General features: G+C 60.9%; 17 protein-coding genes. 7 read left to right on the top strand and 10 right to left on the bottom strand.

The annotated features are described in order from the left end of the window. Positions 1 to 82: 82 nt before the first annotated feature. From trkA to def, 4 genes are all read right to left on the bottom strand, one after another. Entirely contained in the window at positions 83 to 1,456 is a 1,374-nt protein-coding gene (gene trkA / locus ACW9HW_RS22835) for a Trk system potassium transporter TrkA (protein ID WP_095194516.1), read from the bottom strand. Between the two features lie 22 nt (positions 1,457 to 1,478). Next, complete coding sequence (gene rsmB, locus ACW9HW_RS22830) at positions 1,479 to 2,789, bottom strand: 16S rRNA (cytosine(967)-C(5))-methyltransferase RsmB (protein WP_457401830.1); 1,311 nt, start codon at positions 2,787 to 2,789, stop codon at positions 1,479 to 1,481. Next, positions 2,786 to 3,745 carry a methionyl-tRNA formyltransferase gene (gene fmt / locus ACW9HW_RS22825; RefSeq protein ID WP_457401829.1) on the bottom strand — a complete coding sequence of 320 codons (960 nt, stop codon included), beginning with the start codon at positions 3,743 to 3,745 and terminating at the stop codon, positions 2,786 to 2,788. Before fmt ends, rsmB begins: the two co-directional genes overlap by 4 nt. Positions 3,746 to 3,815: 70 nt before the next feature. Beyond that, positions 3,816 to 4,322 (bottom strand): peptide deformylase, encoded by a 507-nt coding sequence (def, locus tag ACW9HW_RS22820; protein ID WP_095194513.1) that lies wholly within the window; start codon positions 4,320 to 4,322, stop codon positions 3,816 to 3,818. A gap of 171 nt (positions 4,323 to 4,493) precedes the next feature. Here def and ACW9HW_RS22815 point away from each other — a divergent pair, with 171 nt between their 5' ends. The 3 genes from ACW9HW_RS22815 to ACW9HW_RS22805 all read left to right on the top strand — a co-directional run bounded on the left by ACW9HW_RS22815 (position 4,494) and on the right by ACW9HW_RS22805 (position 7,316). Beyond that, complete coding sequence (locus tag ACW9HW_RS22815) at positions 4,494 to 5,519, top strand: LysM peptidoglycan-binding domain-containing protein (protein WP_457401828.1); 1,026 nt, start codon at positions 4,494 to 4,496, stop codon at positions 5,517 to 5,519. 81 nt (positions 5,520 to 5,600) lie between these two features. Continuing rightward, positions 5,601 to 6,704, top strand: coding sequence for a DNA-processing protein DprA (gene dprA, locus ACW9HW_RS22810; protein ID WP_457401827.1), 1,104 nt, complete (start codon positions 5,601 to 5,603; stop codon positions 6,702 to 6,704). Positions 6,705 to 6,758: 54 nt separating this feature from the next. Continuing rightward, positions 6,759 to 7,316 carry an L-threonylcarbamoyladenylate synthase gene (locus tag ACW9HW_RS22805; protein WP_095194510.1) on the top strand — a complete coding sequence of 186 codons (558 nt, stop codon included), beginning with the start codon at positions 6,759 to 6,761 and terminating at the stop codon, positions 7,314 to 7,316. 116 nt (positions 7,317 to 7,432) lie between these two features. On the opposite strand, the gene ACW9HW_RS22800 is transcribed toward ACW9HW_RS22805, so the two are convergent. Continuing rightward, positions 7,433 to 8,410, bottom strand: a complete 978-nt coding sequence (locus ACW9HW_RS22800; protein ID WP_095194509.1) for an NADPH:quinone reductase — start codon at positions 8,408 to 8,410, stop codon at positions 7,433 to 7,435. 162 nt (positions 8,411 to 8,572) lie between these two features. Between ACW9HW_RS22800 and hemF the strand changes: the two genes are divergently transcribed. Together hemF and aroE are read left to right on the top strand one after the other, a co-directional pair. After that, positions 8,573 to 9,487, top strand: a complete 915-nt coding sequence (gene hemF / locus ACW9HW_RS22795; protein ID WP_095194508.1) for an oxygen-dependent coproporphyrinogen oxidase — start codon at positions 8,573 to 8,575, stop codon at positions 9,485 to 9,487. Between the two features lie 13 nt (positions 9,488 to 9,500). Then, on the top strand, positions 9,501 to 10,322 hold the full coding sequence (gene aroE, locus ACW9HW_RS22790) for a shikimate dehydrogenase (protein ID WP_457401826.1): 822 nt from the start codon (positions 9,501 to 9,503) through the stop codon (positions 10,320 to 10,322). Positions 10,323 to 10,450: 128 nt separating this feature from the next. On the opposite strand, the gene ACW9HW_RS22785 is transcribed toward aroE, so the two are convergent. From ACW9HW_RS22785 to betC, 3 genes are all read right to left on the bottom strand, one after another. Next, positions 10,451 to 12,019 carry a SulP family inorganic anion transporter gene (locus ACW9HW_RS22785; protein ID WP_457401825.1) on the bottom strand — a complete coding sequence of 523 codons (1,569 nt, stop codon included), beginning with the start codon at positions 12,017 to 12,019 and terminating at the stop codon, positions 10,451 to 10,453. Between the two features lie 211 nt (positions 12,020 to 12,230). Further along, complete coding sequence (gene choX, locus ACW9HW_RS22780; protein ID WP_457401824.1) at positions 12,231 to 13,151, bottom strand: choline ABC transporter substrate-binding protein; 921 nt, start codon at positions 13,149 to 13,151, stop codon at positions 12,231 to 12,233. A gap of 16 nt (positions 13,152 to 13,167) precedes the next feature. Next, positions 13,168 to 14,682, bottom strand: a complete 1,515-nt coding sequence (gene betC / locus ACW9HW_RS22775) for a choline-sulfatase (protein WP_457401823.1) — start codon at positions 14,680 to 14,682, stop codon at positions 13,168 to 13,170. Positions 14,683 to 14,796: 114 nt separating this feature from the next. Here betC and ACW9HW_RS22770 point away from each other — a divergent pair, with 114 nt between their 5' ends. Then, entirely contained in the window at positions 14,797 to 15,747 is a 951-nt protein-coding gene (locus ACW9HW_RS22770) for a choline sulfate utilization transcriptional regulator (protein ID WP_095194503.1), read from the top strand. Here the strand turns inward: ACW9HW_RS22770 and ACW9HW_RS22765 are convergent. After that, a complete protein-coding gene (locus tag ACW9HW_RS22765) occupies positions 15,744 to 16,406 on the bottom strand; it encodes an NAD(P)-dependent oxidoreductase (RefSeq protein WP_457401822.1) in 663 nt (220 codons plus the stop codon). The two genes, ACW9HW_RS22770 and ACW9HW_RS22765, sit on opposite strands and share 4 nt — an antisense overlap. 82 nt (positions 16,407 to 16,488) lie before the next feature. On the opposite strand from ACW9HW_RS22765, the gene ACW9HW_RS22760 reads away from it, so the two are divergent. Continuing rightward, on the top strand, positions 16,489 to 16,815 hold the full coding sequence (locus ACW9HW_RS22760; protein ID WP_457401821.1) for a DOPA 4,5-dioxygenase family protein: 327 nt from the start codon (positions 16,489 to 16,491) through the stop codon (positions 16,813 to 16,815). Positions 16,816 to 16,832: 17 nt separating this feature from the next. Here ACW9HW_RS22760 and ACW9HW_RS22755 read toward each other — a convergent pair whose 3' ends face one another. After that, a complete protein-coding gene (locus ACW9HW_RS22755; RefSeq protein WP_457401820.1) occupies positions 16,833 to 17,234 on the bottom strand; it encodes a GFA family protein in 402 nt (133 codons plus the stop codon). Positions 17,235 to 17,308: the final 74 nt, after the last annotated feature.

The following is a 17,308-nucleotide window of genomic DNA, read 5'->3' as shown; positions in this document are numbered from 1 at the left end:
TTGATCTTCAGTGACCACAAATGTTGTGTACAGCCGAAAACCCTGTGGGAGCGAGCCTGCTCGCGAAGAGGCCAGCGCCGGCTCAGAAAAAGCTAAGCCCCACATGGAACAGCTTTTCCACATCGCGAATATGCTTTTTATCCACAAGGAACAGAATCACATGGTCACCCGCCGCGATCACCGTGTCATCGTGGGCGATGATCACTTCTTCGTCGCGGATGATCGCACCGATGGTGGTGCCCGGCGGCAGGCCGATATTCTCGATGGATTTGCCAATGACCTTGCTCGATTTGGCATCGCCGTGGGCAATCGCCTCGATGGCTTCCGCCGCGCCTCGTCGCAGTGAGTGCACGCTGACGATATCGCCGCGCCGCACGTGAGCCAGCAGAGTACCGATGGTTGCCAGTTGCGGGCTGATGGCGATGTCGATGTCGCCGCCCTGGATCAGGTCGACATAGGCCGGGTTGTTGATGATGGTCATCACCTTCTTCGCGCCCAGGCGCTTGGCCAGCAGCGACGACATGATGTTGGCTTCGTCGTCATTGGTCAGGGCCAGGAAGATATCGGCGTCGGCGATGTTCTCTTCCAGCAACAGGTCGCGGTCCGAGGCACTGCCTTGAAGCACTACGGTGCTGTTGAGGTTGTCCGAGAGATGTCGGCAACGTGCCGGGTTCATCTCGATGATCTTCACCTGGTAACGGCTTTCAATGGCCTCGGCCAGGCGTTCACCGATCTGCCCGCCACCGGCGATGACGATGCGTTTGTAAGTCTCGTCGAGACGGCGCATTTCACTCATGACCGCGCGAATGTTCGCCCGGGCGGCGATGAAAAACACTTCGTCATCCGCCTCGATCACCGTATCGCCCTGGGGCAGGATCGGCCGGTCACGACGGAAAATCGCCGCGACGCGGGTTTCGACGTTCGGCATGTGTTCGCGCAGCTGCCGCAGTTGCTGGCCCACCAGTGGCCCGCCGTAGTAAGCCCGCACGGCGACGAGCTGTGCCTTGCCTTCTGCGAAGTCGATCACCTGCAAGGCGCCCGGATGCTGGATCAGGCGCTTGATGTAGTTGGTGACCACTTGCTCCGGGCTGATCAGCACGTCCACCGGGATGGCTTCGTTATCGAACAATTCGTCACGGGTCAGGTACGCGGCTTCGCGGACCCGGGCGATCTTGGTGGGCGTGTGGAACAGGGTGTGGGCGACCTGGCAGGCCACCATGTTGGTTTCGTCACTGCTGGTCACGGCGACCAGCATGTCGGCATCGTCTGCCCCGGCCTGGCGCAGAATGGTCGGCAGCGAGCCGCGACCTTGCACCGTGCGGATGTCCAGGCGGTCGCCAAGGTCGCGCAGGCGTTCGCCGTCGGTGTCTACCACCGTGATGTCATTGGCTTCGCTGGCCAGGTGTTCTGCCAGCGAACCGCCGACTTGCCCCGCACCGAGGATGATGATTTTCATCCAGTCACTCCATTGAATCCGTTTAACCGCGCGCGGCGGCGATCTTGATCAGCTTGGCGTAATAGAACCCGTCATGCCCGCCTTCCCGGGCCAGCAACTGGCGACCATGGGGCTGCTTGATTCCCGCCGCAGTAGCCAGGTCCAGTTCGCGGGCACCGGGGGTGCGGGTGAGGAACGACTCGATGACTTCGGTGTTCTCGGTCGGCAATGTCGAGCACGTTGCATAGAGCAGGATGCCGCCAACCTCCAGGGTTTTCCACATGGCGTCGAGCAATTCGCCTTGCAGCACCGCCAGCGCGGCGACGTCATCCGGTTGGCGGGTCAGCTTGATGTCCGGGTGGCGACGGATCACGCCAGTGGCCGAGCACGGTGCGTCCAGCAGGATGCGCTGGAATGGTTTGCCATCCCACCAGGCCTCGGTGTCGCGGCCGTCGGCGGCGATCAACTCGGCGCTCAGGCCCAGGCGTTCGAGGTTTTCCCGCACCCGTACCAGGCGCTTGGCTTCCAGGTCCACCGCTACCACGCCGGCCAGTGCCGGTTCGGCTTCGAGGATATGACAGGTCTTGCCGCCCGGTGCGCAGCAGGCGTCCAACACCCGTTGGCCCGGGGCCAGATCGAGCAGATCAGCCGCCAATTGTGCCGCTTCATCCTGCACACTGATCCAGCCTTCGGCGAAACCCGGCAGGCTGCGCACGTCGGCGGCCGCGTCGAGGATGATGCCGTCCCGACTGTAAACGCAGGGGTTGGCGGCGATGCCGGCCTGGCTGAGCAGTTCCAGATAGGCATCGCGTGTTTGATGGCGACGGTTGACCCGCAAAATCATCGGCGGGTGCGCGTTGTTCGCCGCGCAAATCGCTTCCCACTGCTCGGGCCAGAAGGCTTTCAGGGATTTCTGCAGCCAGCGCGGGTGGGCGGTGCGTACCACCGGATCATGCTCCAGCTCGGCCAGCAACGCTTCGCTTTCCCGTTGGGCGCGGCGCAGTACGGCGTTAAGCAAGGCTTTGGCCCAGGGCTTTTTCAGCTTGTCGGCGCAACCGACGGTTTCGCCGATGGCGGCGTGGGCCGGGACGCGGGTGTAGAGCAATTGGTAGAGGCCGACCAGCAGCAGCGCTTCGACATCGGCATCGGCCGCCTTGAACGGTTTCTGCAAAAGCTTGGCCGCCAGTGCCGACAAACGTGGCTGCCAGCGCGCGGTGCCGAACGCCAGGTCCTGGGTGAAACCGCGGTCGCGGTCCTCGACCTTGTCCATTTGTGTCGGCAGTGAACTGTTGAGTGAGGCTTTTCCGCTCAGAACAGCAGCCAGTGCCTTGGCGGCGGCCAGACGTGGATTCATTGAACGTCCGCCGTTTGACCCAGTACGGTACCGGTGGCGAATTTCTCGCGACGGCTGTTGAACAGGTCGCTGAAATTCAGTGCCTTGCCGCCGGGCAATTGCAGACGGGTCAGGCACAAGGCCTGTTCACCGCAGGCGACGATCAGGCCGTCCTTGCTGGCGTCAAGGATCTCCCCCGGAGCGCCCTTGCCTTCAGCCAGACTCGCGGCCAGGACTTTCAGTGCTTCGCCGTTCAGCGTGCTGTGAGTGATCGGCCACGGGTTGAAGGCACGGACCAGACGCTCCAGCTCAACGGCCGGGCGGGTCCAGTCGATGCGGGCTTCGTCCTTGTTCAATTTGTTCGCGTAGGTGGCGAGGCTGTCGTCCTGCACTTCGCCCTCCAGTGTTCCGGCGGCGAGACCGGCAATCGCTTGCACCACCGCCGGTGGACCCATTTCGGCCAGGCGGTCGTGGAGGCTGCCGCCGGTGTCTTCGGCGCTGATCGGCGTGGTGACTTTCAGCAACATCGGCCCGGTGTCCAGGCCCGCTTCCATGCGCATCACGGTCACGCCACTTTCGCGGTCACCCGCTTCGACGGCGCGCTGGATCGGCGCCGCACCGCGCCAGCGAGGCAATAGGGAGGCATGGCTGTTGATGCAACCCAGGCGCGGAATATCCAGCACGGCTTGCGGCAGGATCAGGCCGTAGGCGACCACCACCATCAAGTCCGGTTTCAGCGCGGCCAATTCGGCCTGAGCGTCTTCGTTGCGCAGTGTTGGCGGTTGCAGCACCGGGATGTTGTGCTCCAGCGCCAGCTGCTTGACCGGGCTCGGCATCAATTTCTGCCCACGACCTGCCGGGCGATCCGGTTGGGTGTAGACCGCGACGATCTCGTAAGGGCTGTCGAGCAGCGCCTTGAGGTGTTCGGCGGCGAATTCCGGGGTGCCGGCAAAGACAATGCGCAATGGCTCGGTCATGGGTGGCTCTCTATTGCAAAGCTTCTTGAAAAGAAAAAGGCTTGCCGCAGCAAGCCTTTGAAGATGGGCATCAGGCGTTCTGGCGATGAAGCTTTTCCAGTTTCTTCTTGATGCGGTCGCGTTTGAGCGTGGACAGGTAATCGACGAACAATTTGCCGTTGAGGTGGTCGCATTCATGCTGGATGCACACAGCGAGCAAGTCTTCGGCGATCAGTTCGTAAGGCTTGCCGTCGCGGTCCAGCGCCTTGACCTTGACCCGTTGCGGACGATCGACGTTTTCGTAGAAGCCCGGTACCGAAAGGCAGCCTTCCTGGTACTGGCCCATCTCGTCGGTCAGAGGTTCGAGCTCGGGGTTGATGAACACTCGCGGCTCGGTGCGGTCTTCGGAAAGGTCCATCACGACGATACGTTTATGTACGTTGACCTGGGTCGCGGCGAGGCCGATGCCTGGTGCCTCATACATTGTTTCAAACATGTCATCGACCAACTGACGCACTTCGTCGTCCACTACGGCCACCGGTTTGGCGATGGTGCGCAGGCGCGAGTCAGGGAATTCGAGGATGTTCAAAATGGCCATAAGCTTGATGACTGCACGTGTGAAGTAAGGTCGGGTCGGTGGCCTGGTGAGTCCGAAGAGGCAGGCTACCTTTGTGAAACGTAGCTCCCTTCTCTTCATAAGCAAGCCGGGAGCGAGCCACTGACGGCTCTGGCGTTTCACGCGAACGTACATAATAAAGGGATTCACCGCATGAGGAAATCACTACTCGCCTTGCTGCTTCTGGTCTCTGCCGGTCTGGCGCACGGGCAAGTGCAACTCAGGGAAGGTTTTCCACAGCAATACATCGTCGTATCGGGGGACACACTCTGGGACATCTCGGGAAAATTCCTTCGTGAGCCGTGGCAATGGCCGCAGCTCTGGCAAGCCAATCAGCAAATCGAAAACCCCAGCCTCATCTACCCCGGCGATACGCTTTCGTTGGTTTACGTCAACGGTCAACCACGCCTGACCCTCGATCGCGGGGTCTCCCGAGGCACCATCAAACTCTCGCCGCGAGTGCGCAGCAGTCCGGTGGCTGACGCGATTCCGAGCATTCCTCTGAAATCGATCAACAGTTTTCTGCTGAGCAACCGCATCGTCGACAAGTCCGAGGATTTCGACAAGGCGCCGTACATCGTCGCCGGTGATGACGAACGCGTGCTCAGCGGCATCGGCGACCGTATCTTCGCCCGCGGCCACTTCGACCCGGCGCAACCGGTCTACGGCATCTTCCGCCAGGGCAAGGTCTACACCGATCCGCAGACCCGGGAGTTTCTGGGGATCAACGCCGACGACGTCGGCGGCGGCGAGATCATCGCCACCGAAGGTGACGTCGCCACGCTGGCGTTGCAGCGCACCACCCAGGAAGTGCGCCTCGGTGACCGTTTGTTCAGCGGCGAGGAACGTTCGATCAATTCGACCTTCATGCCCAGCGCACCCGGCACCGACATCAACGGCCTGATCATTGATGTGCCGCGCGGGGTCACCCAGATCGGCGCACTGGACGTGGTCACGCTGAACAAGGGCCAGCGCGATGGCCTGGCCGAAGGCAACGTGTTGGTGGTGATGAAGACCGGGGAAACCGTGCGTGACCGGATCACCGGCCAGCCGCTGAAAATTCCTGATGAACGCGCCGGCCTGCTGATGGTTTTCCGTACCTACGACAAGCTCAGCTACGGGCTGGTGCTCAACGCGTCGCGTTCCCTGGCGGTGATGGACAAGGTGCGAAATCCGTAAGCTTGCTTCACAAGTTACCAACAGAGTTATCCACAGCTTATTCCCGCTTGGACGGGGGCTTATAACGATCAAGGATGATCCATGTCGCAGTCAGCTTTTACACCGGTTTCACCCGCGGAACTGGAGGCTCGTTTACGCCTGCATCGATTGCCGGAACTCGGTCCGGCGCGATTCAGGAAGTTGCTGGAGGCCTTCGGTTCAGCGTCAAAAGCCATCAGCGCACCGGCCAGCGCCTGGCGTGCGCTGGGCTTGCCATTGGCCTGTTCCGAGGCTCGACGATGCTCTGAGGTCCGCGATGGCGCAAGCCATGCGCTGGCCTGGCTAGAGCGTCCGGCCCAGCATTTATTGATGTGGGACCAGCCTGACTACCCGGCGCTGCTGGCGCAAATCAGCGATGCACCGCCATTGTTGTTCGTCGCAGGCAATCTCGACATTCTGGAAAAACCGCAACTGGCGATGGTGGGCAGTCGTCGCGCGTCAAGGCCGGGCATGGACACCGCTGTTGCGTTCTCCCGCAGTCTGGCCGGTGCCGGATTTGTCATTACCAGCGGTCTGGCCCTGGGCATCGATGCCGCTGCGCATCAGGCAGCACTGGACGTTGGCGGGCAAACGATCGGAGTGCTCGGCACCGGGCTGGAAAAGTTTTATCCACAGCGCAATCGGCGGCTGGCCGATGCGATGATCGCCTCGGGTAGCGCAGTGCTTTCCGAGTTTCCGCTGGACGCCGGCCCGACGGCCAGCAATTTCCCGCGACGCAATCGAATCATCAGCGGTTTGTCCCTCGGCGTGTTGGTGGTCGAGGCCAGCGTCGCCAGCGGTTCCTTGATCACCGCGAGGCTGGCGGCGGAACAAGGGCGCGAGGTCTATGCCATTCCGGGGTCGATCCACCACCCCGGCGCCAAGGGGTGTCACCAGTTGATCCGCGACGGTGCGGTGCTTGTGGAAACCGTCGAACATATCCTTGAAGCCTTGCGTGGCTGGCAACAGCTGCCGTTATCCAAAGACGAGCCAGCGAAAGCCATCCACCCTTTGCTGAAGTTACTCCACGCTGCGCCCCACACCAGTGAAGCGCTGGCCGACGCCATCGGTTGGACCTTGCCCAATGTACTGGTGGCGCTGACCGAACTGGAAATGGAGGGCCGCGCAGTCTGCGAAAACGGGCGCTGGTTTGCGCGGGTGAGCTAGGTTTTATAAGGAAGATCGGTAAACTGCACAGAGCCTTATTCTGGAGCGTTTTTCATGGTCAACAGTTGGCGTGTGCAACAAGCCGCACGAGCCGTTCGCGCGGGGGCGGTAATTGCCTACCCAACCGAAGCAGTCTGGGGTCTGGGTTGCGACCCGTGGGACGAAGAGGCAGTGGACCGGTTGTTGCTGATCAAGGGCCGGTCTGTGGATAAGGGCCTGATTCTGGTCGCGGATAACATTCGCCAGTTCGACTTCCTGTTCGAGGACTTCCCCGAATTGTGGATGGACCGCATGGCCAGCACCTGGCCGGGGCCGAATACCTGGCTGGTGCCGCATCAGAATATGTTGCCGCAGTGGATTACCGGCGTGCATGAAACGGTGGCCCTGCGGGTCAGCGATCACCCCCAAGTACGGGATTTGTGCGCCCTCGTCGGGCCGTTGGTGTCGACCTCTGCCAACCCGCAGGGCCGGCCGGCGGCGCGCACGCGGATTCGCGTCGAGCAGTATTTCCGTGGGCAGGTTGATCTGGTGCTGGGCGGGAATCTGGGCGGGCGCAAGAACCCGAGCGTGATTCGTGATTTGGCAACCGGGCATGTTGTGCGCCCGGATTAATACCGAGGTGTGGCCATTCGCGAGCAGGCTCGCTCCCACAGTAGATCTTCAGGGAACACAGAATGGGTGTTCGACAACGATCAAATGTGGGAGCGAGCCTGCTCGCGAAAGCGTCCTTAAGGCAACAGAACCACCGATCCTGTCGTACGCCGTGCCGACAATTCAGCCTGCGCCTTCGCCGCTTCCGCCAGTGGATAACGCTGGCTGATGTCCACCTTCAGCTTGCCGCTGATGATCATCTCGAACAGCTCATCGGCCATGCGCTGCAGGTTTTCCGCGTTATTGGCGTAGGTACCCAGGGTCGGCCGGGTGACGTAGAGCGAACCCTTCGCCGCCAGAATCCCCAGATTCACACCGTCCACCGCGCCCGAAGCGTTGCCGAAACTCACCACCAGCCCCCGTGGCGCGACGCTGTCCAGAGAGGTCAGCCAAGTGTCCTTGCCGACGCCGTCGTACACCACCGGGACTTTTTTGCCGTCAGTCAATTCCAGCACACGCTGTGCGACGTTTTCATGGCTGTAGTCTATGGTCGCCCAGGCACCATTGGCCTTGGCCAGCGTGGCTTTTTCCGCTGAACTCACCGTACCGATCAACTTTACGCCCAAGGCCTTGGCCCATTGGCAGGCCAGGGAACCCACGCCGCCAGCCGCAGCGTGGAACAGAATGGTTTCGCCACCCTTGAGTTCATAGGTCTGACGCAACAGGTACTGCACCGTCAGGCCTTTGAGCATGACCCCGGCCGCCTGTTCGAAGCTGATGGCGTCCGGAAGGTGGACCAGATTGGCCTCGGGCAAGACATGCACGTCGCTATAGGCGCCCAATGGGCCGCTACCGTAAGCCACGCGATCACCCACCTTGAACCGGCTAACTTCGCTGCCGACCGCTTCAACCACGCCTGCGCCTTCCGAACCTACACCTGATGGCAGGGACGGTGGCGGATAGAGACCGCTGCGGTAATAGGTGTCGATGAAGTTCAGGCCGATGGCCTTGTTGCTTACGCGGACCTGCTGCGGACCGGGCTCGGCGGGTAGGTAATCCACATACTCGAGTACTTCGGGGCCGCCATGGGCACGGAACTGGATACGCTTTGCCATCTGCACTCTCCTGAGGTCGCTTTACCAAGCGCCCTATCGAACGCCTAAGCTTGATCTTCGTCAACTGCGACGAGCGCATTGGCGGTGGTATGCTACGCGCCCATTTGCGCAGGCCGGCTCCGATGGAGCGCCGCGTAGCTTTGCCCGATCCAAGGTGATGCCATGACTACCCGCACCGAGGCCGTAAAAGCCTATCTGCTCGATCTGCAAGACCGTATTTGCGCTGCCCTGGAAGCCGAAGACGGCGGCACGCGCTTCGTCGAAGACGCCTGGACCCGCCCTGCCGGCGGTGGCGGACGTACGCGGGTGATCGAAAACGGTACGGTCATCGAAAAGGGCGGCGTTAACTTTTCCCACGTCTTCGGCAGCGGTTTGCCACCGTCCGCCAGCGCCCATCGACCGGAACTGGCCGGGCGTGGCTTTGAAGCCCTGGGCGTGTCGCTGGTCATTCACCCGCACAACCCGCACGTACCGACTTCCCACGCCAATGTGCGTTTTTTCATCGCCGAAAAAGAAGGCGAAGAGCCGGTCTGGTGGTTCGGCGGCGGTTTCGACTTGACGCCCTACTACGGCAACATCGATGACTGCGTGCACTGGCACCGTGTGGCCGAGCAGGCTTGCGCGCCATTCGGTCCGGACGTCTACCCGCGTTACAAGGCCTGGTGCGACAGCTATTTCCACATCAAGCATCGTCATGAGCCGCGGGGCATCGGCGGTCTGTTTTTCGACGACCTGAACGAGTGGGATTTCGACACCAGTTTCGCCTTCATGCGTGCCATTGGCGATGCGTACATCGATGCTTATCTGCCGATCGTGCAGCGCCGCAAGCACGATGCGTTCACCGCCGAGCAGCGGGAGTTCCAGGAGTACCGTCGCGGGCGTTATGTCGAGTTCAACCTGGTTTACGACCGCGGCACCTTGTTTGGCCTGCAATCGGGCGGGCGTACCGAGTCGATCCTCATGTCCCTGCCACCGCAGGTACGTTGGGGTTACGATTGGAAAGCCGAGCCTGGCAGTGAAGAGGCGCGCCTGACCGAGTATTTCCTGCAAGACCGCGACTGGTTGGCCGAGGCCTGAACGAGGAATGTTGATGGACCGTTATGTCGTTTTCGGTAATCCGATTGGCCACAGCAAGTCGCCACTGATCCAGCGGCTGTTCGCCGAGCAGACCGCGCAGAAACTCGACTACAGCACCTCGTTGGCGCCCCTCGACGATTTTTCCGGCTGCGCCCGGGCATTTTTCCTCGAAGGTCGCGGAGCAAACGTAACGGTTCCGTTCAAGGAAGAAGCCTATCGCCTGGCCGACACCCTGACCGCGCGGGCGCAACGGGCCGGTGCGGTGAATACCCTGAGCAAAATGGACGACGGCAGTCTGTTGGGTGACAACACCGACGGCGCCGGCCTGGTGCGGGACCTGACGGTCAACGCCGGGTTCAGCCTCAAGGGCAAACGCATCCTGCTGCTCGGGGCTGGCGGCGCGGTGCGCGGTGTAATGGAGCCCTTGCTGGCCGAGCAACCGGCGTCAGTGATCATCGCCAACCGGACGGTGGACAAGGCCGAGTTGCTGGCGGAACTGTTCTGCGACCTGGGACCGGTATCGGCCAGCGGTTACGACTGGTTGCAGGAATCGGTGGACCTGATCATCAACGCCACGTCCGCGAGCCTGACGGGCGATGTGCCGCCGATTGCCGCCAGCCTGATCGAACCGGGCAAAACGGTGTGCTACGACATGATGTACGGCAAGGAACCGACCTCGTTCTGCCGCTGGGCCAGCGAACACGGCGCGGCGGTGGCGATGGACGGTTTGGGCATGCTGGCTGAACAAGCGGCGGAGGCGTTCTTCCTGTGGCGTGGCGTGCGCCCGGACACGGCGCCGGTGTTGGCCGAACTTCGTCGACAACTCGCTCTATAAGCTTTTGTGGCGAGGGAGCTTGCTCCCGCTCGGGTGCGAAGCGCCCGCAGATCTTAGGGTTGCTCCGCAACCCAACGGGAGCAAGCTCCCTCGCCACAGAAGCGATGTGCATTTCAGGGTTCGGTGTTTCAATCTTCGAAACGGATCGGGCATTTCTCCGCCCCCTCAAGCTTCCTCAATTCTTCCACCACCTGCGGCCGCGCCCGGCGCAGGGTCAGGCTGCGATCTTGCCGCAGTAGCCGTCGCGCTTCCTGATGCAGCATTTCCACCCCTGAATAATCGATGAAGTTGATCTGCTGCGCCTCGATCACCACGCGCGCGCCGTGCATCCGTTGCAGGCGTACTTGCAGGTAATGGCTGGCGCCGAAAAAGATCGAACCGCCCACCCGCAGAATGTCCTCATCGCCGTCGCGCACATGCTGTACCCGCGGTTGCGAGGTGCGCTTGAGGTAAAAGAACAGCGACGCCAGCACCCCGGCATAGATCGCCGTCTGCAGTTCCAGCAGCAAGGTGGCGACACACGTCAGGGCCATGACCAGGAACTCGGCGCGGCTGACCCGCAGCAAGGCACGAATGCCGCGATGGTCCACCAGGCCCCAGGCGATCAGCAGAATGCTGCCGGCCATGGCCGGAATCGGAATGTGCGCGATCAACTGCGCACCGAAGATCGCGAACAACGCCACCCACAACGCCGAAAAAATCCCTGCCAGGGGTGAGCAGGCGCCTGCTTCGTAGCTCAGGGCCGAGCGAGTGAAGGAGCCGGCTGACAGCGATCCGGAAAAAAACGCACCGACGATGTTGGATAAACCCTGGGCGCGGACCTCCTGATTGGCGTCGAGCAATTGTTGCGAGCGCGCCGACAACGAACGGGCAATCGACAGGCTGGTGACCAGGCCGAGCATGCCCACGGCCACGGCGCTAGGCAGCAGGCGCAGGATCAGGTCGAGGTCTAGCGGCAACAGGCTCAAGGGCGGCAGCTTTCCGGTGAATGCGCTGACCAGTTCCACGTGGCCGAACATCGATGGCCAGAGCCAGACCGTGAGTGCGCCCAGCACCAGAGTGATCAACAGCGTTGGCCAGCGCGGCAACCACAGCTTGAGGATTACACCCACCACCACGGTCGCCAGCCCCAGCACCAGTGATGGTTTATCGAGTTCGTCGAGGTGTTTGAACAGCGCGATGAAGCTGTCCAGCGCGGTGGCCTGGCTGGGCAAAGCCAGCCCCAACAGGTTGGGCAACTGGCCGATGGCGATCACCACCGCCGCGCCGAGGGTGAAGCCGAGTACTACTGAATGAGAAACGAAATTCACCAGCGCGCCAAAGCGCAGCAAGCCCAGCAGCCACTGGAAAATCCCGGCCAGAAACGTCAGCAACAGGATCAAGGTGACGTAGTCCTGTGTCGCTGGAACGGCCAGAGGACTGACGCTGGCGTACAGGACAATGGAGATGGCCGCTGTAGGACCGCAGATCAAATGCCACGACGAGCCCCACAGGCAAGCGATCAATACCGGGATGATCGCCGCGTACAAGCCGTATTCCGGTGGGAGACCGGCGATCAGTGCGTAGGCAATGGATTGTGGCAACGCGAGAATCGCACCGCTGAGGCCGACGATCAGGTCTCGACCGACGCTGGCGCGGGTTTGCCGGGGCAACCAGGTAAGGAACGGGAAGAGTGAATGGCGGCTGGGAAGGGCCATGAAGCCTCTCGGTTGGGGTTTTGCACAAGGGTAACAGGACGACGCAATCACTGTGGCGAGGGAGCTTGCTCCCGCTGGAGTGCGTAGCGCTCCCAATCCGGTCAACGCGGTTTGTCAGCCTTATCGAGTTGTCCGGGTTTGTGTCTGCTGCGCAGCCGAGCGGGAGCAAGCTCCCTCGCCACAGGTAATCATTACAACCCACAGGTAATTGTTACAGCTTGGCTTTCACTGCCGGCAACGCATCCTTGCCATCCACGGTTTTTACACCATCGAGCCATTTATCCAGCACCGCCGGGTTGGCCTTGATCCACGCCTTGGCTGCATCGGCATTGCTGACTTTCTTGTTGACCACCTCGGCCATGATGCTGTTCTCCATCTCCTGAGTGAAACTCAGGTTGGTCAGCAGCTTGCCGACGTTCGGGCAGGCCTGTGCATAACCTTTGCGGGTCAGGGTGTGGACGGTGCCGGTGTCGCCGAAGTATTTCTCGCCGCCCTTGAGGTAATGCATTTTCAGCTGCACGTTCATCGGGTGTGGAGTCCAGCCCAGGAACGTTACGAATTTCTGCTTCTTCACGGCGCGGGACACTTCGGCCAGCATCGCCTGCTCACTGGATTCGACCAGCTTCCATTGCCCCATGTCGAAATCGTTTTTCTTGATGATCTCTTGCAGGGAAATGTTCGCTGGCGCACCGGAGCCGATGCCGTAGATTTTCCTGTCGAACTTGTCCGCGTATTTGTTCAGGTCGGCGAAGGTATGCACGCCCGCGTCCCAGACATAGTCCGGAACCGCGAGAGTGAATTCGGTGCCGTCGAGGTTTTTCGCCAGTTGCGTGACATCGCCGGTGGCGACGAACTTGTCGTAGAAGCCCTGTTGCGCCGGCATCCAGTTACCCAGGAACACATCGACCTGGCCGTCCTTTAGCCCGCCAAACGTGATCGGCACCGCAAGGGTGTCGACCTTGGCCTTGTAGCCCATGCCGTCCAGCAGAAAACCGGTGATGGCGTTGGTCGCGGCGATGTCGCTCCAGCCAGGATCGGCCATCTTCACTGTCTCGCAACGCTGATCGGCATAGGCCGATGCGCTGCTCAGAGCCAGAAGCCCGACCGTCAGTACTGTGGATAACCTTTGCATGGACTTCCCCTTAACATTATTGGTTTTGGCAGGGTTGTGGATAACGTGCTTTACGCTCCAGATCATCAAGGTCGATATGGTTGCGCATGTATTGCTGACTGGCGTCCACCAGCGGCTGGTGATCCCAGCTCTTCAGCTTGCCGATGGTCAGGGCGTCGGCGACGAAACGCCGGCGCCGCTGGCTCGCGAGCACCTGTTGGTGGATCGCCGGAATATTCCACTTAGCCCGGGCTTCGGTGAGAAAGTCGTCGAACAGCCGGCGATATTGCGGTGATTGGCTGAGTTCTTCCAACTCATGTGGATCGTTGTGCACATCGAAGAGTAGGCAAGGGTCGTCTTCGCTGTAGATGAATTTGTAGTTGCCCCGGCGAATCATCATCAATGGGCTGATGGTGCCTTCGGCCATGTATTCGCCGAACACTTCGTCGTGACCGCCCTGCCCTTGCAGATGCGGGACCAGCGACCGACCGTCCAGCGGCAAGCCCGGCTCCAGTGACCCGCCCGCCAGCTCGACGAAAGTGGGCAACAGGTCGGCGGTGGACACCGAGGCGCTGACCCGGCCCGCGCCGAATTGACCCGGAGCACTTATCAACAGGGGCACCCGTGCAGCCATTTCGTACCAGTGCATTTTGTACCAGAGGCCACGCTCGCCCAGCATGTCGCCATGGTCGCCAGAGAAGACGATGATGGTGTCGTCGATCAGACCAGTATCTTCGAGCGTTTGCAGGAGTTTGCCGACGTTGCTGTCAATATAGCTGCAGGCGCCGAAATAGGCGCGGCGTGCGTCGCGGATCTTATCCACAGGCAGCGGCTTGTCCCACAGGTCATAAACCTTGAGCAACCGCTGGGAATGCGGATCGAGACCGTGTGGGTCCGGCGTTGTGGGTAATGGGATGTCGGCGTCGTCGTACAGATCCCAGAAGGCCTTTGGAATGGTGTAAGGATCGTGTGGATGGGTCATCGAAACCGTCAGGCAAAACGGCTGGTCGCCATCTTCGCGAATGTGATCGAACAGATACTGCTGGGCCTTGAATACAACTTCTTCGTCGAAATCCAACTGATTGGTACGCACGCAGGGTCCCGCTTGCAGCACCGACGACATGTTGTGGTACCAGGTCGGCCGCACATCCGGCTCATCCCAATTCACCGCCCAACCGTAGTCGGCCGGATAGATGTCGCTGGTCAGGCGTTCTTCATAGCCGTGCAACTGGTCCGGGCCGCAGAAATGCATCTTGCCCGACAGCGCGGTGCGGTAGCCGAGACGACGCAGGTAGTGGGCATAAGTGGGGACATCGGCAGGGAAATCCGCCGCGTTATCGTAAGCACCGATCTTGCTCGGCAGCTGACCGCTGACCAGGGTAAAACGCGACGGCGCGCACAACGGACTGTTGCAATACGCGGAATCGAACACCACGCCTTCGGCGGCGAGGCGGCTCAAATTAGGCAGTTTGATTGGCGAAGGGCCGTAGAACGGCAACATTGGCGCGGCCATTTGATCGGCCATGATGAAAAGAATGTTCTTGCGCTTCATGTGATCGCGGCATTCCATAGTGGATGTTTATGCGAGAGTGCTGAGCTCGAGCATGAAACCCATACAGTTTGTGGTAAAGCCCATGCATGACAATGACTAGGATAAGCACAGCTTATGTATGACGCACTTGGTGACCTGTCTCTGGATTTGCTGCGCGCCTTCGAAGCGGCGGCGCGACAACGCAGCTTTACCGCTGCGGCAGTCGAGCTTGGCACCACGCAACCGGCCATCAGCCAGCAAATCAAGCGCCTGGAGGAGCGACTGGCGACACGGCTGTTCGACCGCATTTACCGCGGCATCGAATTGACCGAGTCTGGGATGATACTTTTCGAACAAGTTCAGCTGGGTTTGCAGCAAATCGATGCTGGTTTGAACGCGATCAGCGCACAGCAACAGCATGAGGTGCTGCAAGTCGCCACCGATTTCGCCTTCGCCGCCTATTGGCTGATGCCGCGTTTGCATCGTTTTCACGCCGCCAATCCGCAGGTGGATGTCAGCCTGGTGACCAGTGAACGTAGTCACAACATGCTGCGCACCGACATCGATGTGGCGGTGTTATTCGGCGATGGTCGCTTCAAGCAGGGCGAAAGCCATTGGCTGTTCAGCGAAGAAGTGTTTCCGGTCTGTAGCCCGCAACTGTTGAATGAGCGTGCCCTGCCCTTGCCTGCCCAGGGATTGCTGGAGTTTCCACTGTTGCACTTGCGCGGCGAGCACAGCAGCAACTGGTTTGACTGGAGTGGCGTGTTTCGCGAGTTGGGGATCACCTCGCCTCCCGCTCCAGGGCAATTGCGCTTCGACAATTACACGTTGCTGATTCAGGCGGCGATTGGTGGTCAGGGCGTGGCCATTGGTTGGCGCCACCTTGTGGATAACTTGTTGGCGCAGGGGTTGCTGTGTCGGCCGATTGCCGAGACGGTGATGTCGCGGTTGGGATACTACGTGGTACTGCCGCAGCGCAAACGGCGTGGGGCGTTGATTCAGCAGTTTGTCGATTGGCTGGTGGCCGAGCAGGCCAGCAGTGCACAATCGCTCAATGGCCTGGCGCTGCCGTCTATCGCGGTTTAGCTGTCAGCCGCGACGAAACTGACGTGCTCACCGATGTGCAGGTTCAAATGCAATTCATCGGCGATGCCCGTTGCCGCCCGGGCCAGGCGCTCCAGCGGTTCAGCCAGCCCTGGTTCCAGCGAGCTGCTGACATGGCTGAAATGTTCGATGGTCAATCCGGGCACTCCACGCGGAGCATTCACCAACGTCCATTTCAAGGAGCTGCTTTGCAGGGCTTCGCGGATTTCCTCGGCGGCGTGACGCTGCAGTGGATCGAAGGTCTCGGGATCGTCCAGGACCTCGAAGTCCCCCACCAGAAACAACCTCGCGATGCCCGCCGCTTGCATGCCATCGATCAACGCGTCCGCCGCCAGTACTTGCTCGACCGGCCCCGGAACGATGTTTTTTTCCACGTGTTCACTGTTGAACGGTAATCCGGGTGCGTCCAGTAGACAGATGACCGCCGAACTGCCCGCCACGCTTTGCTTCACCCGTTCAGCCTCGAACAAATCGCCGGTCTTGGTGCGCAAGCCCGGACGTGGCGCGAGCGCCGTCAGATCATCGAGTATGGCGATCACTTCGTGCTGGCGGCGTAGCAATTCAGCCATCAGCGCACTGCCCAGGCTACTCATGGCACCATAAAGCACCACTTTCACGACCGGGGTTTCGGCATTCTTCATGGCTGCGCTCCCTGTTATTGACCTATATGGCGTGTGACCTGCGGCAAACACCGACGGTTCGAACCGATTCAGAGGGCTTCAGATGTCAACGATCAAGGGCTACCACGCCCATGTGTATTTCGACGCCAGCACCGTCGATCAAGCGCGGGTCTTGTGCGCGCAGGCGGCGCAACTGTTCCCGTTGAAAATGGGCCGGGTGCACGAGCGCCCTGTCGGCCCGCATCCGGACTGGAGCTGTCAGCTGGCCTTCGGTCCGGAATTGATCGGTGACGTGTTGCCCTGGCTGGCGCTCAACCGCAAGGGGCTGGTGGTGTTCCTGCATCCGGATACCGGCGACGATCTGCGCGATCACAGTGAGCACGCGATTTGGATGGGCGCGATTCGCCCGCTGGATCTGTCTATTTTTTGATCAGGCTTAATTTAAGTTTATAAGGTTTCTTCCGGCTCGCCGGGCAATTGCTCGTCCAGGTGCAGCCATGGCAAGCGGCTGTCAGTCCAGATGTGCCGTTCGGCAGGAGCCTGCTCGGGGTGATCGAGGGTGGCGATGGTCACATCAATAGTCTTGGGGCTGAGGTGGGTGACCAGTGCCAGTTGCGCCCCGCAGTGGCCGCAGAAGTAGCGCGCGCAGGTCGCTGAAGAGTCGTACCGCGCCGGTGTTCCGGCCAGCCATTGGAAGGCCTTCGCGGGCACGGTGATCCAGGTGGTCACGATGCCGCCGCTGACCCGTCGGCATATCGAGCAATGGCAGTGGGCGATGTCGTGCAGCGGCCCGCTGAATTGATAGCGCAGCTGGCCGCAGTGGCAGCCGCCTGTATGAATGTCGACCATATCGCTTCCTCCTGACTGACGCCTTCGCGAGCAGGCTCGCTCCCACACGGGGGCTCGCGTACGACACCGATCCA

It is taken from the genome of Pseudomonas sp. SDO5532_S415 (genome assembly GCF_054071155.1).
This window is presented reverse-complemented; position numbering and strand designations above follow the sequence as displayed.

Bases quoted from the DNA above. Each gene is read 5' to 3' on its own strand.
- betC (WP_457401823.1), bottom strand. From the start codon at position 14,682: ATGAAGCGCAAGAACATTCTTTTCATCATGGCCGATCAAATGGCCGCG.
- aroE (WP_457401826.1), top strand. From the start codon at position 9,501: ATGGACCGTTATGTCGTTTTCGGTAATCCGATTGGCCACAGCAAGTCG.
- ACW9HW_RS22805 (WP_095194510.1), top strand. From the start codon at position 6,759: ATGGTCAACAGTTGGCGTGTGCAACAAGCCGCACGAGCCGTTCGCGCG.
- trkA (WP_095194516.1), bottom strand. From the start codon at position 1,456: ATGAAAATCATCATCCTCGGTGCGGGGCAAGTCGGCGGTTCGCTGGCA.
- rsmB (WP_457401830.1), bottom strand. From the start codon at position 2,789: ATGAATCCACGTCTGGCCGCCGCCAAGGCACTGGCTGCTGTTCTGAGC.
- choX (WP_457401824.1), bottom strand. From the start codon at position 13,151: ATGCAAAGGTTATCCACAGTACTGACGGTCGGGCTTCTGGCTCTGAGC.
- ACW9HW_RS22815 (WP_457401828.1), top strand. From the start codon at position 4,494: ATGAGGAAATCACTACTCGCCTTGCTGCTTCTGGTCTCTGCCGGTCTG.
- ACW9HW_RS22755 (WP_457401820.1), bottom strand. From the start codon at position 17,234: ATGGTCGACATTCATACAGGCGGCTGCCACTGCGGCCAGCTGCGCTAT.
- ACW9HW_RS22770 (WP_095194503.1), top strand. From the start codon at position 14,797: ATGTATGACGCACTTGGTGACCTGTCTCTGGATTTGCTGCGCGCCTTC.
- fmt (WP_457401829.1), bottom strand. From the start codon at position 3,745: ATGACCGAGCCATTGCGCATTGTCTTTGCCGGCACCCCGGAATTCGCC.
- ACW9HW_RS22800 (WP_095194509.1), bottom strand. From the start codon at position 8,410: ATGGCAAAGCGTATCCAGTTCCGTGCCCATGGCGGCCCCGAAGTACTC.
- ACW9HW_RS22760 (WP_457401821.1), top strand. From the start codon at position 16,489: ATGTCAACGATCAAGGGCTACCACGCCCATGTGTATTTCGACGCCAGC.
- hemF (WP_095194508.1), top strand. From the start codon at position 8,573: ATGACTACCCGCACCGAGGCCGTAAAAGCCTATCTGCTCGATCTGCAA.
- dprA (WP_457401827.1), top strand. From the start codon at position 5,601: ATGTCGCAGTCAGCTTTTACACCGGTTTCACCCGCGGAACTGGAGGCT.
- def (WP_095194513.1), bottom strand. From the start codon at position 4,322: ATGGCCATTTTGAACATCCTCGAATTCCCTGACTCGCGCCTGCGCACC.
- ACW9HW_RS22785 (WP_457401825.1), bottom strand. From the start codon at position 12,019: ATGGCCCTTCCCAGCCGCCATTCACTCTTCCCGTTCCTTACCTGGTTG.
- ACW9HW_RS22765 (WP_457401822.1), bottom strand. From the start codon at position 16,406: ATGAAGAATGCCGAAACCCCGGTCGTGAAAGTGGTGCTTTATGGTGCC.